Annotated in this window: 14 protein-coding genes; 2 read left to right on the forward strand and 12 right to left on the reverse strand. The window is 49.8% G+C overall.

All coding sequences use genetic code 11. The features are described from left to right. Positions 1-77 precede the first annotated feature (77 nt). Positions 78-833 carry a M15 family metallopeptidase gene (locus Q0986_RS07310; RefSeq protein ID WP_299406994.1) on the forward strand — a complete coding sequence of 252 codons (756 nt, stop codon included), beginning with the start codon at positions 78-80 and terminating at the stop codon, positions 831-833. 23 nt (positions 834-856) lie between these two features. Here Q0986_RS07310 and Q0986_RS07315 read toward each other — a convergent pair whose 3' ends face one another. From Q0986_RS07315 to Q0986_RS07350, 8 genes are all read right to left on the reverse strand, one after another. Beyond that, positions 857-2236 (reverse strand): UDP-glucose/GDP-mannose dehydrogenase family protein, encoded by a 1380-nt coding sequence (locus Q0986_RS07315; protein WP_299406999.1) that lies wholly within the window; start codon positions 2234-2236, stop codon positions 857-859. 127 nt (positions 2237-2363) lie between these two features. Further along, positions 2364-3287: a UDP-glucuronic acid decarboxylase family protein gene (locus Q0986_RS07320; RefSeq protein WP_299407002.1), complete on the reverse strand. Its 924-nt coding sequence runs from the start codon at positions 3285-3287 to the stop codon at positions 2364-2366. A 402-nt stretch (positions 3288-3689) separates the two neighbouring features. Beyond that, entirely contained in the window at positions 3690-4229 is a 540-nt protein-coding gene (locus tag Q0986_RS07325) for an Npun_F5560 family protein (RefSeq protein WP_299407006.1), read from the reverse strand. A 183-nt stretch (positions 4230-4412) separates the two neighbouring features. Beyond that, entirely contained in the window at positions 4413-4946 is a 534-nt protein-coding gene (locus Q0986_RS07330) for a tetratricopeptide repeat protein (RefSeq protein ID WP_299407010.1), read from the reverse strand. Positions 4947-4986: 40 nt separating this feature from the next. Then, complete coding sequence (locus Q0986_RS07335) at positions 4987-6450, reverse strand: DUF58 domain-containing protein (RefSeq protein ID WP_299407015.1); 1464 nt, start codon at positions 6448-6450, stop codon at positions 4987-4989. Next, entirely contained in the window at positions 6447-7388 is a 942-nt protein-coding gene (locus Q0986_RS07340; RefSeq protein ID WP_299407019.1) for a MoxR family ATPase, read from the reverse strand. Before Q0986_RS07340 ends, Q0986_RS07335 begins: the two co-directional genes overlap by 4 nt. Then, the gene (locus tag Q0986_RS07345; protein ID WP_299407022.1) at positions 7385-8530 is read right to left on the reverse strand and encodes a DUF4350 domain-containing protein; all 1146 of its coding nucleotides are present in this window, start codon (positions 8528-8530) and stop codon (positions 7385-7387) included. Before Q0986_RS07345 ends, Q0986_RS07340 begins: the two co-directional genes overlap by 4 nt. After that, positions 8527-9204 (reverse strand): DUF4129 domain-containing protein, encoded by a 678-nt coding sequence (locus tag Q0986_RS07350; RefSeq protein WP_299407027.1) that lies wholly within the window; start codon positions 9202-9204, stop codon positions 8527-8529. Before Q0986_RS07350 ends, Q0986_RS07345 begins: the two co-directional genes overlap by 4 nt. Before the next feature lie 127 nt (positions 9205-9331). Here Q0986_RS07350 and panD point away from each other — a divergent pair, with 127 nt between their 5' ends. Further along, a complete protein-coding gene (panD, locus tag Q0986_RS07355) occupies positions 9332-9727 on the forward strand; it encodes an aspartate 1-decarboxylase (RefSeq protein WP_299407032.1) in 396 nt (131 codons plus the stop codon). 188 nt (positions 9728-9915) lie between these two features. On the opposite strand, the gene thiL is transcribed toward panD, so the two are convergent. The 4 genes from thiL to Q0986_RS07375 form a co-directional block, all read right to left on the reverse strand. Then, entirely contained in the window at positions 9916-10926 is a 1011-nt protein-coding gene (thiL, locus tag Q0986_RS07360; RefSeq protein ID WP_299407036.1) for a thiamine-phosphate kinase, read from the reverse strand. A 73-nt stretch (positions 10927-10999) separates the two neighbouring features. Continuing rightward, positions 11000-12094, reverse strand: a complete 1095-nt coding sequence (locus Q0986_RS07365; protein WP_299407040.1) for a peptidylprolyl isomerase — start codon at positions 12092-12094, stop codon at positions 11000-11002. A 200-nt stretch (positions 12095-12294) separates the two neighbouring features. Continuing rightward, positions 12295-13140, reverse strand: a complete 846-nt coding sequence (gene murI / locus Q0986_RS07370) for a glutamate racemase (protein ID WP_299407137.1) — start codon at positions 13138-13140, stop codon at positions 12295-12297. A 462-nt stretch (positions 13141-13602) separates the two neighbouring features. Continuing rightward, positions 13603-15621, reverse strand: a complete 2019-nt coding sequence (locus Q0986_RS07375; RefSeq protein ID WP_299407045.1) for an elongation factor G — start codon at positions 15619-15621, stop codon at positions 13603-13605. Between the last annotated feature and the right edge of the window lie 123 nt (positions 15622-15744).

A 15744-nucleotide genomic window follows, 5' to 3' on the forward strand; every position in this document is an offset into this window, starting at 1 on the left:
AATGTCATTATTTACGAAGAATAATAGACGGTGCCTATCTTAATATTTGAGTCTTTTTTGTGATATGAGCTTTTGGTATGCCGATTAGTAAGCCTTACTTTCAAATACCGATTGTGGAATCAGGAGAAACGCTCTTACCGATTCCTCAAGATCTGTTTGCCTTTGAGACACCACACCCTTACGAAGTGTTAGGCGCGCCTTACGAACAGGCATCTCCCTACTTCTTACGGGAAGGCGTACTAGATGCCCTCAAAACAGCCCAAAGCCATCTACAGCAGCAGCAGCCTCACTGGCAAATCATGATCTTTGATGCCTATCGACCGATCGCAGTGCAGGCGTTTATGGTGAATTTTACCTATGCTCAAGTTTTGCAAGAGAAAGGCTGGCAAAACGAGGGTCTATCTCCGACGCAGAAAGAGGAGGCTTGGCAAGCAGTGTATGAGCTGTGGGCACCGCCCAACCAAGATCCCCAAATGCCACCCCCTCACAGTACAGGGGCTGCGGTAGACATTACGCTCTTTGATACACAGACAGAAGAACCGATATTTATGGGGTCAGAGATTGATGAATTGTCGGCGCGATCGCATCCCCACTATTTTGCCGATCTCGCCAATCATCCCCAAACCCCACCTGCCGAAAAACAGCTTGCTCAACGCGCCGATCAAAATCGCAGCATTTTATATCAGGCCATGCGACAGGCAGGCTTTCAACGCCATCAACAAGAATGGTGGCACTTTTGCTTAGGCGATCAAATGTGGGCTTGGCTCACTCAACAAGAACAGCCCCAATCGACCTACAAGGCTCGTTACGGACGCATCGAGCCTGCTTCTTAGACCCGATGCGATTGCTTTCAAGGTTAGTGGCCAATGCCCACATACTGAAAGCCCACTTCTTCCAATCGCTTGCGATCTAGGAAATTACGGCCATCGATCATCACAGGGTGATTCATAAGAGTGGCCATCCGTTTGTAATCCAGAGACTGAAAGGCTTGCCAATCCGTGACCAGCACAAGGGCATCACAATGATCGGCTAACCGCTCAGGATCTGCTTCCACACTGACATTAGACAGACCTTGACTGGACCCGCTTTGGGAGAGTAAGGGATCATACGCCTTCACTTTGGCCCCCAAACGATTCAATTCGTCGATTAGCGTTAAGGCAGGTGCATCGCGCATATCGTCGGTATCGGGTTTAAAGGTGAGGCCGAGTAGCCCCACGGTTTTCCCTTTTAAAATTTTGAGGGTTTGCTGTAATTTTTCAATCACAATCACTCGCTGACGCTGGTTGACGCTAATGGCGGCCTGCAGCAAAGTGGCTTCATAGCCATAATCGGTGGCCGTGTGTACCAACGCTGAGACATCTTTGGGGAAACAAGAGCCGCCCCAACCTAAGCCTGCTTGCAGGAATTTGCTGCCAATCCGGGAGTCTAAACCAATGCCCTTGGCGACCTGAACGACATCAGCACCGACGCGATCGCAAATATTGGCGACTTCATTGATAAAGCTGATTTTAGTAGCCAAAAAAGCATTCGCTGCATATTTCACCATTTCGGCGGAGCTGAGATCGGTCACCACCACGGGGACAGGCGGAAGGGATTGATCTTCCGCAAACTGGCGCTTGACGATCGGCTCGTACAGCTCCTGCATTTTTGCGATCGCATTGGGGTCCGCGCCGCCTAAGACAATGCGATCGGGATTAAAGGTGTCATAAACCGCAGATCCTTCCCGCAAAAATTCAGGATTACTGACCACATCAAACAAGCCTTTACTGTCTAAAGTCGACGTATCCACGGCTTGTCCCGCCTGCTTTTTGGCCTCTGCCAGACCATCTAGCACAATCATCTTCACCCAGTCGCCAGATCCAATCGGAACCGTCGACTTATTGACAATCACTTTGTAGGCTCCAGTCACATGAGAACCAATGCCTCTAGCCACTGCCTCCACATAGCGGGTATCGCTTTCGCCAGTGGGGAGTGCTGGGGTCCCCACCGCAATAAACAAAATATCGCCATGTTCGACGCCAGCTTTTAAGTCCGTCGTGAACTCAATATTTCCTGCATCAATCGATTCGCGCAAGATCTCTGATAAGCCAGGCTCAAAAATTGGAGACTGGCCAGCCTGCATGACTTTGACTTTTTCTTCGTTATTATCCACACAGATCACATGATGACCAATGCGTGCTAGACAAGCACCTGTGACAAGGCCCACATACCCTGTTCCAATCACACAGACTTTCATACTCAATAAGACTCCTTTATAACCAGCAATCAACTTAGAGATGCGTCATCATGGGGAAAAATGTCAGCCTGCTCATGGCAGCTTCTTCTTATTATTGGTCAGCTTTGCCTAAATTCGGAAATTTTGTCTACAGCCGGGCTTGAAAATCGGCAACGGTCCGCTTTAAACCCTCTGGCAAAGCAATCGTCGGTTGCCAACCTAATTCTGTTTGGGCTCGAGTAATATTAGGCTGGCGTTGCTGCGGATCATCTGCAGGCAGAGGTTTATATTCAATCGCAGTATCAGGGTTTACCATGGTTTGAACAGTTTGTGCGAGCTCCAACACTGTATATTCATCGGGATTCCCCAAGTTGACGGGACCGATACAGTTGCCGTTCATTAGCCGAATCAGCCCCTCCACTAAATCTGACACATAGCAAAAACTGCGGGTTTGTTGGCCAGACCCATAAACGGTCAAGGGAATCCCTTTTAAAGCTTGGACGATAAAGTTACTGACGACTCGCCCATCTTGTTCAAGCATCCGTGGACCATAGGTATTAAAAATTCGGGCCACTCGGATATCGACATTATTTTGACGGTGATAGTCAAAGGCAAGGGTCTCAGCAACCCGTTTGCCTTCGTCATAGCAACTGCGAATCCCAATCGGATTGACATTACCCCGATATTCTTCTGTTTGGGGATGCACTTCTGGGTCACCGTAGACCTCAGACGTGGACGCCAGCAAAAATCGAGCTTTCACACGCTTCGCCAGCCCCAGCATAATCAGCGTCCCCATCACATTGGTTTTAATCGTTTTGACAGGATTGTATTGATAGTGAACAGGGGATGCAGGACAGGCTAAATGATAAATTTGATCGACTTCTAGCCGGATAGGCTCCGTCACATCATGGCGAATGATTTCAAAATTAGGATGGTTCAACCACTGGAGAACATTCTGTTTGCGTCCCGTATAGAAGTTATCCAAGCAGATGACTTCGTGATCGGCCTCCATCAAACGGTCAATTAAATGAGATCCAATAAAACCAGCACCACCGGTAACCAATATTCTCATAATTAGAGTTTTTTACAACAAAACTAGACTGAAGACCAAAAAGGTAGCTCGTGCTTCCTCAGTGTGCCTGACAATTGGGAGCATGTCACCTTTGCAAAAGCAGAAATTTTGGGACCAAAAAATCAACATCTAGGGCAATCTAAAAATCATTTTAGTGAGACAAAATCTTGACCAGTGCTCATTCAGGTTGAATATGATAGTCACAAATCATTTCAGAGTGCTGTATTCAAGAACGGCTAGCAAGGATTTGCGAAATGAGTATATTGACTAGATTGCCAAAGTGACAGACTCCCTTGACCTTTCAGGACAATACAAATTCTATGGCACAACAACGTGATTTAAGATGAATCACTGAGCGTGAAAAAACCTAGATAGGGGTGATACAGGTCGTCGGCAGAATGATCAAGATCTTCTATCTCTAGACGCTTTAGTGCGAGTCGGCAAGGACATAACGTCTGTGGGTGGAGCGTAGTCTGAGTCCTGCAAGGCTGAATATAATCGCCGGTTCTCTAGCTGCAAAGATTTCACCTTTGTTTTTACCTGGTCTAATCGATTCGAAAATTTCTGTCGATAGACTTCAGGCAATTCTTGAACCAGATGTTCCAGCATTTGGTTGCGCTCGCTGAGGCTTTGGCAAGAACTTTGCAAGTGAGCAATTTGTGCATCTCGTTTGTCGATTTGAGTCTGATAAAACTCGATTTGGGACTCCAGCGTCATCAACTCCTGGCTGAGGGCATCTCCTGGAGGCGTAGAGCGGTTTGAGGTCACTGGCGCAACAGCACTCGCACTGGCTGGCGGAAGTGCTGCTGGGTTCGCCTTAATTAATCGATAGAGCTCCATCGACAGCTGATCAACCAGCTGATCCCGCACCCGCAACTGTTCGTTGAGTTGTGAAATTTCAGATTGGACATCATCCGGAAGATGGGTTTTGGAATAATCCACGCCTTGACAACTCCCACATAGATACATTTCAGTCTGCTGTTGAGGCAAGACTGCAGTGGTCAGCTCACCGACTCAAAGCATTGGGCTCCAAGCCTAGAATAACGGTGTTTCAACCATGAAGAATAAATATTTTCACTTTAAGTATTCCCCACTTCGATCCAAATCATAGCTTGCCCCGTGCAACTAGCCTAGCCAAATCAATCCACCGAGAATCATAAGGAGGACCACTAAGGCAACCCCAACAAGATGGCTTTCTCTTGTATCGACCTGACTTAAGTCAATCGGCTCTGGAGGATTTTGAGGTGGAGTAGGTTTAGACGCTGATAAGGGAAAGGTGCCCACGCCCATCCGCTCATTCACATCTTCTTCATTGACGTCGCTTAAATCAGGGATCTGAGTCAACCATTCTGCTTTTTTCTCGAGTTGAGGAGCTTCCAAGATATAGAGCAGTCGCTTGCTTTGTTTACGAGTTTCCCAGTGGGCATGCATCTGTAGTTTTCGACATAGACTAAGGGCCTCTTGCTGTTGCCCTGCCGCTTGGTAGGCGGTCACAAGCCACATTTGCATTTCACCGTCCAAAGGGGAATTCCGATTGACTAGGGCAATGGCTTGTAAGAGGCATTCCACAGCTTCTCGATAGCAGCCATGTTCAAAGGCGTCACGACCTTTGGTATAGGCGTTCATCATTTGCAGGTGGGTATCGACTTCGGAAGACACAGTTGATTAAGAAACAGTTGATTCAGGTAGGCCCTGCATTCTACAAACGATTACGGGCTTTTAGCAAGAGATACCGATCCACCAACTGCTCGCTAATGCTCGGGGCAGGTGCATCCAAAACCAGGACTCCCTGTTGCTGTAGTTGGGCAAAGGCCACCGAGCGCTGATGGAGTAAGTCTAAGGCAACGGCTTGTTCGTATAACCGCTGAATTTGAATATCATTGGCTTCTGATGTTAAGGCTAGAGATTGATGGGCCTGACTATCGACTAAGGGATCGCGGAAGGCAACACAGAAGGGCAAAAATCTAGGGGATAGACGAGCCATGGCGGCTAGGAGTTCGCTGGATGCGATCGCATCCACAATATCCGTCAGCAACACCACCAAAGCTCGCCGGGTATATTGACTAAGCACCCGACTGGCCACTGCCACATAGTCCGATTCCGTCATCACGGGTTCCAGGTTATATACCTGCTCTAGAATCCGAGAGAGGTAGGAGTTTCCTGATTGCGGAGGAATCCAGGTGTGAATGTCATGGTCAAATACACAGACGCCGACGCGATCGCCCCGTCGTAGCCCTGCCATCGCTAAAGACAAAGTGGCATTTAAAGCCCAATCAAACCGCTTTAGGCCCGCTACCTGAGCGGTCATCAATCGACCGCGATCCAGCAGAATAAGCAACGGCTGGTCTCGCTCAGGCTCACAGACACGCACCAGGGGATGCCCTCGACGGGCCGTGGCTTTCCAATCGATGAGTCGCAGATCATCGCCTCGATTGTACTCCTGTAATTCGGCAAATTCAGTGCCCCCTAAGGTGCGCTGACGACGACGCAAACCGCCTGCTGATTCCAAACTTAAGCGCACAGACAATAGCCGCAACCCCATCAAATCGGGATAGACATCCACCTCCGTCTCAATCGGAATTTGCCATGCTTTCCAGGCGAGTCCTTGAAGGCTGAGCAACCGTAAGGTGACGCCTTGCCATTGAAAAGCGCCCCGCTGCGGCGGGAACACATGATAGGTCACATCGGTTTCAGTGTGGGGGGCAATTTTAAGAATCAGGAGGTCCTGGTCGGCCTGAAAGTCTTGGGGATAGCTATCTCTCAGCTTTAATCGGGCTTGTCTGGCTTTACCTGGCCCCGAGCCCACAGTCACGGTTAAGTGAATTGGATTATCTCGACCAATGGATAGACGGGAGTCACACTGGCGAGTGACTTGGATGTCCCACCGTTGCGATCGCAAATAATCCACCCAGGCCACAGTCAGCACGACAATATCGAACAGCAACATGACTGCCCAGCCTAACTCAATTCCCTCGCCTGGGATCCAAGCGAGACCTAAGGGAATCAGGAGTCCTAGTCCTAACACCCAATACAGACGAGAGGTGGGTAATAAATGGGGAACGGTAGGTTGAGGGGGGCTGTTTTTTGCAGACGGCGGCGGTACCACCGGATCGGACTGCCGATGGAAGGGAGAGATAAACTCAGGTTTAGAGGCGGGGGTCATCGGGGTACAGGGACGCGGGTCAGCAAGGTCTGAATCACTTGATCCATCGATACACCGTCTAACTGGGCTTCAGGCTTAAGAATCAGGCGATGTTGGAGGAGAGGGGCTGCAATAGCCTTCACATCATCTGGGGTGACAAAATCCCGCGCCGCCAGCCAAGCATGAGCTTGGGCAGCTCGTAGCCAGCCCACCGCCGCTCGGGGTGACGCTCCGAGCATCAACTCTGTTTGTTGACGACTGGCCATCACCAGCTCTAGTAAATAATCGAGGACCTGGCCTTCTACTCGAATCCGACGCACCTGTTGCCGCGCCTCCAGCACTTGATCCACCGTTATCACAGGCTCAAGCGGCATTTGCTTTAAATCGCGAGGTTCAAAGCCACTGAGGATATTGTGAAGCATCTGTTGTTCAGCGGCTTTGCCAGGGTAGGAGACCACCAGCTTCAATAAGAAGCGGTCTAACTGAGCTTCAGGTAAGGGGTAAGTGCCTTCAAACTCCAGGGGGTTCTGGGTGGCAATCGTCCAAAACAGCTTTGACAGGGCAATGGTTTTACCATCCAGGGTGACTTGGCGCTCTTCCATTGCTTCTAGCAGGGCCGCCTGGGTTTTAGGTGGGGTGCGGTTGATTTCATCGGCCAGCAGGATTTGGGTAAAAATCGGGCCTTTGCTGAGGGTAAAGCTTTTGCTATTGAAATCAAAAATATTGGTCCCCAAAATATCGGCAGGCAAGACATCTGGGGTGAGTTGAATGCGGCGAAAATCTGCACTAATCAGCGTAGACAGCAGTTTAACAATCAGGGTCTTGGCCGTTCCTGGAACCCCTTCGAGAATCACATGTCCCTCTGCCAGCAGAGCAATCAGCAGTCCTTCGACGATGGAGTCTTGACCGATGACGATTTGGCTAAGCTGCTGTTGCAGTTGTTGAAAGGATGAGTTCAAGGGAGATCCTGCAAAATAGCGTCGGCTTGATTGACCCAAGCTAACAGCATCTGATCGGTGATCGATGGCTGGCTTGATTGTTGTAATAACTCTAATAACTCTTGGCCGTTCCGTCCAGTGACCATCGCCCATTGAGCGGCCAAGGATGCATCAGGCGGCAATGGCCCTTTGAACCCACTCATGAGGCCCAGACGCTGGGCTAAGGATTGCCGCAGATATTGACTCAGCTGAATGAGGACCAGTTCTTGTTGCTGGGCATGATTCAAAGTACCTGCTAGAGCTTGAATATATTGTTGGCTATTATCTTTGGAAGATTGTGGCAAGCGCAAGGCTAAGCCAAACCGATGATTCTGCCCCCAAATCCAAATCACGGTCAGGAAAACTAACTGGGCTGCCATAGCGGCGATCGGGGTTTGGGCGAAAAAGAACCAGAGATTCTCAGGATTGCGCCCCGCTTCGGTGGCTTGCTCTTGCTGATCTCGATGGCCATGCAACCCTTCATCCATCCAAATCGTCTCTGCCTCAGGAATCAACTGCTCCAAAAAGGGATAATTCCCCGGCTGATCCGCATAAATATTGGCCCCAATCCAAGGATAGGTGGCGAAAATCATCTGACCTTTACCCAAGGATTGTGACCACACGACACTGCCATAGTTATCCTTGAGTCTGCTTTGATCGGCTGCAGCCAGTGTTTTACGTCGAGTCGTGTCGATTCGCACTGGTCCTGCTTCACTCGTGAGATCGCTACTAAAAGGGGCCGCTGAGACCGATCCATCCCAGGTCAAGAGCAGAACGGTATTGCCTTGCTTGACCCATGATTCAACATTACCCCAGGCGAGCGATTGCGCTTGGGCTTCCTCCAAGTTGGGGGTAATCCAAATCAAGGCTTGATTCTGGCCTTGTAGCTCGGCGTAGGATTTTTGCCAGCGCTCGATGGGATGGCCTTGCTCGATCATATAGTCATACCAACTGCGATAGCCCTTATTGGAGCGACTATAGGTGGACCCCTCTTGTAGGTTAGGGGCGCTGATCACCAGCAGAATTAGCAAAACGATTGCAACTAGGATGGCCCATAACCACAGTCTCCTAGGACCTTCCCTAGGGGTAATTGGGGTGGGTGAAGATTGGGTGGTTTGGGTCATGGCTTGACCTCAGGGGGCTGCTCCAACGCTCCTTCTAAGGTCTGATAGGCTTGCTGACAGGCATGAAACGTCTCAGGAGAAACCGATGCAGCTCCATAGTAGGCGGTTTCATGGACTTGAAAGATCTGTCGCCAAGCAGCCTGTAAACGGGTGGGTTTGGCCTTCAGCACCCATTGGGATTCCAATCGGCGTAAATATTCCTGATTGGTAAAGGTGCGATCGCCATTAATCCACCCCGTTTCTTCTAAACGCAGCAGTAAGGCCATATAGAGAGCACGACAGCCTGCTGCATAATCCCCTTTTGTTTGGGCCTGCATGGCTTGCTGGAGCCAATCTTGAACGGTCGTTTGATCTGAAACTAGGGACTGTTGCAGAGCATCACTTAGGGCCACCTTGCGGGTAAACCAGCGCCGCCACCCTCGCAGCTGCTGAAATAACGCCCGGATCAACCAAAGGATGATTAAAACCGCTAAACCACGGGCAATCCAGAGGAGAAGATCGCCCCACCACGTTGGCGCACTTAATCCTGTCGATTCATTGCCCCATACCCAATTCCCCAAGCGTTGCCATTGCCACTCAACCCACTCTCCGGTTTGCCGAATTGAGTTTTCAACTTGCCAGATTGTCCGGTCAAACTGGCTCACAGTACTGATTAAAGGTATGGTAGAAGCCATAGTCCTGAATCTTAGGATAGGCACGTAGGAGAACGATCGGTTCAGCTCTCTATCTTAGGGTATGTAGGCGAGGATCAGTGTTCTGGCCTACAGTCAGACTAGCTTGACTGACGATAAGATGGGATCTATGAATCGCACCTTTTTATTTTCCAAGATTCACCACTGCACGTTAACAGAGACCAATCTCGAGTATGTGGGCAGTATTAGTATTGACCAAACCTTACTGACTGCCGCGGGCATCTTGGCCCATGAGCAAGTCCAGGTGGTCAATATGAATAATGGTGAGCGGCTGATCACGTATGCGATCCCTGCGCCTGCGGGTTCAGGGGCGGTTGAGTTAAATGGGGCCGCAGCGCGTTTGGGCACTCGTGGTGATCGGGTGATTATTATGACCTATGCTCAACTGTCTGCCGAGGAATTAGAGGGCTTCCAGCCGACGGTGGTCTTAGTCGATCAGGATAATCGGATTATGGACGACCCACTGCCCTTAGATCCGCCTCGCCCCCCCCTATGCTTAACCTGATGGTTCTGACCTAAGTAGACTGTTCTCCACCCTTCATTGGCAGTGCTGTACACCATCCATAGGTCCCACCATCATGACAACTATCTCCCTTCTGAAGCGATGATGGGATAGGAGCATGGGCGATTGATGATGGTTGGAGGGATGGGGATAAACGACATGCACAGCATGTTGATGGGTCTGGCAACCCATCATCCGAAATGCTGATATCCAGATTGCATGTTCAAAGGATGTTCTATTCCTTGCCTATCCAATACGTTGACATTCCTCTCCAGCGTAATATGGCCAATGATGGCTGACCCTGCTCCCATTGTGGCAATCAATGCTTGGGCAGAGGGGAGCGGTAAACAAAGCACTAACTCAAAATCTTCTCCGCCATACAGCGCCCATTCTAGAATTTGCTCTGAGGTTAAAGCTTGAGTGGCTTGCAAACTCTTGGGTATGGGTATGTGAGTTTGCTGGATCTCAGCCCCGACCCCACTCGCTCGACAAATTTGCAGAACCGCATCGGCCAGCCCATCACTGCTGTCCATGCCAGACACTCGCACTTCAGGAGCAATTTGCCGTAAGCACTGAATCACATCTAAACGAGGCTGTGGATGCTGATGGGCCTGCTTCAGCTCTAATTGCTCAGCCGTACTTAAGGTCTGGCCCCAGTCTGGGTTGAGTAACAGTTCCAATCCAGCCCGCGCAGCGCCGTGAACACCCGTCACCACAATTGCATCTCCGGGTTGAGCCGTCGTGCGCAAAATTTGCGCAGAGGGCAAGACCTCTCCTAACGCCGTCATACTGACGGTGACCACAGCGGAGCGACTTAAGTCACCACCAATAATGGCTGTTCCATAGGTGTTTAGGCAATCAGCAATCCCCTGATAAAGCTGGTCAAGCCAGTGGACCGATAACGTTTCAGGTAAGCCTAGACTGATGGTTAACCCTAACGGCATAGCCCCCATAGCAGCAATATCTGATAAGTTTGCAGCGGCTGCTCGCCAACCCACATCAGCGGGAGACGTGGTGCGATCGCTAAAGTGAATCCCATCCACCAACATATCCGTCGTCACCACAATGTGATGTCCTGGACGAGGTGTCAGCACCGCCGCATCATCCCCCACCTTACTGGGAGAACAAAACTGATATAGCCTCTGTAACAGCTGTTGCTCGCCTAAGTCGGCAATGGTGAGATTGGGATTGCTATGTTCCATCTGTACCTCATTAAAAAGGCTTGGAAACTGAACGCTGTTCCCAAGCCGATTAGAGTTGATACGGGTCTCAGTGCTAGACCAGGTTCTCGGCCCCTTTCGTCACCCGAGCTGATTCAATCACATCGCCTGGCTTAATTGTGCCAAGTACATCTTGACCTTCGACAACATAGCCAAAAACCGCATAGCGACCATCCAATAAATTGGAGCCAGCAGGTGTCAATTCAGGCTCGAACAATAAGAAAAAGAACTGAGAAGAACCGCCATTGGCATCGTCTCCTGGTCGAGCCATCGCCATGGTTCCATAGGAAGAGAAGGTCAAAACTGGCTCATCCAGGTAAATTCCAGCATCCTCTAGAGTTGTGCCATAAATTGGCTCAGAGTCGCCTTTAACCATTATTTCGAGGGGAATCGCCCGGTATTCTCCGGTCTTAGGATCAATAAAACCCGCATCAGGGCCATCTGGATCACCCGTCTGCACCACGTAAGACTCTTCCGCCCGTGTAAATTTGAGGCCATCGTAAAACTTACGTTGTACGAGATCGACAAAATTACCCGCCGTGACAGGGGCTGTATAGCCATCGACCACAACCGTCATGTCACCCTTGTTGGTCTTAATATCAATGGTTGCCCTTCCCTTTAATTGAGGTAGATCTTGGTATTCTTCGGGCACCTCAAAAGGAAATTCTGTGATCATCGCTTCTTCGATAATGCCCACCCGATCTGCTAGGGGCTTGCGAACCGCGTTGAATTGGTCAATATCCTTAGCAGCAACCGCATCTTCCAATTCCAATAAGGCCTGAGCAATCCGATCCAACTGTTCAGCTGCAATGGCTTGCTGATCCGGGACAACCGCTGTCAAAATATCGTCACGATGACGCTCAATCGTTCTTTTCGCTTTACCCAGTCCTTTGCGAATTTCCGGCCATCGCTTGCCTCGAATTTGAGGAGTGGTTCCCTCTACGGCATTCTGAATATCCCGAATATAGGGTTCATCGATGGGGAGGGCAAAGCGCAGAATGCTGCTGCCATCTTTGACTGCATTCGCCGTGGGCAACACCGATAGCGGCAACAATGGTGTAGACCAGGCTGGGCCAGATAGCCCCAGAGAGAATGCGAGGGTGAGCAGCACCAGGGCTGTTCTTTTCAACCAAGATTGAAGACTATACATAGATCCTAAAATTGCAACTTAAATCAAGCCAGCTCGATCGTGAGCCACCCCACGAGGCTAGGAGGGTTGAGCAATCACAACAACCTCCATCAATCTCGTCAAAACGGTCAACCATTGTTGAACAGAGTCAACAATAGAGACAATGACGCGTTTGCGAGTTTCTGCCTTGCCTTAAGGACAATAAGATTGATCGGGTAGCCTTAAATCTGCTCAACAACCTCAACAGCTTGCGGTGCGGTGAGTTCAGGCAAGATGACCTTCTCAACAACTGGCAGAAACCCTAGCCATTGGTAGGATAACTCAGCGAACTGTTCGGGACAACCACTGACAAAGAAACGAGTCGATTGAGCCGTGCGTACGTTCTGTAATTGTAAAAGTTCTAGCTCTTGTTTGGCAGCCGCAGTGATATGTACTGCTGGGTCAACCGTTTTGACATAAGCAGGCAAGACTTTCTGAATCAGATCAGACAAGTGAGGGTAATGGGTACAGCCATAGACAAGGGTATCGATTCCCTGGTGCAGCAGTGGTTTTAAGTGTTGGTAAACAATGTGAAGGGTTTGAGGGTCACGAAGGCGGTTGTGCTCGATCAGAGGCACAAATTCTGGACAAGCTTCTTGAAATACCTGAGCAGTGGTATTGACCTCTTGAATCGCGTGTGGATAGCTCTTGCTGGCCACTGTGGCAGGTGTGGCAATAACACCAATGCGTTTTCCTTGCTTCACCGCAGCTCTCGCGCCGGGCAGGATAATGCCTAAGATGGGAATATCAAACTCAGCACGCACCTCATCTAAGGCTAGGGCTGAGCTGGTATTACAGGCCATGATCGCCATCTTGATCGGTTGAGAGGTCATCCAGCGCAGAATTTGGCGCACAAAACCCAAAATCTCGGTGCGGGAACGCGTTCCATAGGGAACATTGGCAGTATCCCCAAAGTATAAAAAAGATTCCTGCGGCAGTTGCTTCTGTAATTCCTTTAGGACGGTTAAGCCCCCCACACCACTATCAAAGACACCAATAGGTAAGGGTTGGGGGGAAGATGCCCCTATATTTACACGACTTTTTTTGAGGATGCTATCTAGCTCCCCTTCGCTTTTTTTTAGCACTATGACCGTAACTCCTCACAAACACACACACAAACACACACACACTTGACTACGCATTATTGCTTAGAACATGCATTTTTGCCTAGAGGCACCTGTCAATATTACCCAAGGTCAGATAATTTAATTCCTTCTACAGAAAAATGTAACTTTTATGAGTTGTTGTTGACTGTGACTTCAATCGGATAGCAGCTGTGATCTAAGCCGTAAATGCTGAAAGCGAGTTTAAAATGCTCACTTGTTATAGAAAATATGCAGCCAATCTTAGGATAGGCAAAGGATTTTCATAATTTATCAATATTTAGGAGAAATTGGTTTGTAAATTTGGGCACATTCCCATAAAAAATGTGATGCGGTCTATGACGGACAGACCACATCACACCCGACTGGAGAAAGAGAAGGGTAACGTTAGACTTCCGTATCTACTCTGGCCAGAACGCGTTCAGCGACTTTGTCGGGGACTTCTCCTAAATGATCATCTCGCCAAATAAAGAAACCGACCCCTTGCGTTAGCGATCGCAACTCAATAATCAGGCTCTGCATCTCAGCCATGGGGAAATACGCCGAGATTTCATCCCAGCCATCCCAGCCCACTTTGCCCTCATAGCCCAAGACCTGACCTCGGTGATTACTGATTAAGCCCAACACCTTGGAGGTGAACTCTGTAGGCGTGGAGAGCGTCACGCGTTCAATGGGCTCTAACAGCACGGGTTGGCAGTTCGGTAGGCCAGACTGCATGGCAATCCGTGCTGCCTGCTTAAAGGCCTGTTCTGAGCTGTCCACAGAGTGATAAGACCCATCGATCAGCGTGACATCGATATCGACGATCGGGAAACCTAGCACCCCATGCTGGAGGAATTCGCGAACCCCCATTTCCACGCCTGGAATATACTGACGGGGTACCACACCCCCCACAATGGTTTCACTAAAGCTAAACCCTTCCCCTCTGGCTTTAGGTCTGATATCTAAACGCACATCCCCAAATTGACCATGGCCGCCGGTCTGATGTTTATAGCGACCATGACTTGAGGTTTGTTTGCGAATACTTTCTTTGTAGGGAACGTGAGGGGTATGAGTTTTAATCGGTAGCTTATGTTTGCGTTCTAGCCGATCCGTGGCAATTTGCAGATGGATATCCCCTTGTCCCCAGAGCACCATTTCGTGGGTGGTCTCTCGATGTTCCCAGCGCAAACTGGGATCTTCTTCCAGCAGCTTGCCAATCGCCGTACTGATTTTGACTTCATCCTTGCGATTCCTCGGTGCGATCGCAAGCGAATACACGGGTTCAAGCTGCTGGGCCGTGCGTAATTTCGGTGGGGCGGATCCATCCACCACCACCAGCGTATCCCCAGTATGGACGCCATCCAGACGACTGAGGGCAACGATATCTCCAGCTTCTGCTTGGGTGAGGCTTTGCTGTTGCTGCCCCAGCAGCCGATAAATGCCGCCCACCCGCATCTGGTTTAAGGTCATGCCATCGGTCAGGGTGCCTTGCCAAACGCGCACTAGGGACAGCTTGCCCCCTTGAGGCGAAAAGTAATTTTTAAGCACCTGAGCCACCAGGCGATCCGACGTCGGATTTAACGCTCGTGACTGAGCGGTATCCTTCGCGTCTGGCGCTTCTTTAACTAACGCATCTAATAGGGGTCTAACACCAAAGCTTTGCTCCGCCACACCGACAAACACGGGCACAATCAGGTCAGCACCGAGTTCTGTTTTCAGATCTTGTAAAACTTCTGATTCCGAAGGTTCAATATCTTCTAAAAGTTCTTCTAAAAGGTGATCGTCAAAATCGGCGAGCGTTTCCAACATCTCAGCATGGGCTGCCTTCTCTTGGTTCGCCAGTTCCGCCGGTAACGGCATAGGGTCAGCTGGAGAGTCGGGATGATAGTGAAAGGCTTGCTCGGACACCAGATCAATAAACCCTTGCAGGGCCTCGTTTTGGCCAATGGGATATTGATGAAGGACGAGCGGACGGCTAGACACCAGCTTGAGTGCCTCCAACACTTCACTGAAGGGAGAATTGGCACGATCCATTTTATTGATAAACACCAGATGGGGAATTTCCCAATCATCCAGGGTTTGAAACAGAGGGGCCAGCGTCAGCACTTTCTGGGGTTCAGGCTCGCACACCACCACCGCTGCATCAACGCCAACCAAACCGTTTAGAGTTTCTTGCAATAACTCGACGGAACCTGGGCAGTCTAAAAAGGTAAAAGAAAGGCCGCCATGTTCAAAACTGGCAGCCGTGACTTCGGTACTCATTTGGCGCTCCCGGGCTTCAGCTGTCGCATCCCCCACGGTATTGCCATCTTTGATTGACCCTTTACGGGTCGTTACCTCCGCGACATGGAGTACACTTTCGAGGAGTGTCGTTTTGCCACTGGAATAGGGACCCACCAGTGCAATATTACGGAAACTATTCATAGTTACCTCGTTGATGGAAGATATACTTTTGCGATCAAGCTCAGCTTGAAAAATGATAAAAATTGAAACTAGAAGGGGTAAATCTCAGTCTCATAAAGAAAGGAGTTCCCGCTTGTAGACTGC

The sequence above is a fragment of the Acaryochloris sp. IP29b_bin.148 genome, assembly GCF_028285565.1.
Taxonomy (GTDB): domain Bacteria; phylum Cyanobacteriota; class Cyanobacteriia; order Thermosynechococcales; family Thermosynechococcaceae; genus Acaryochloris.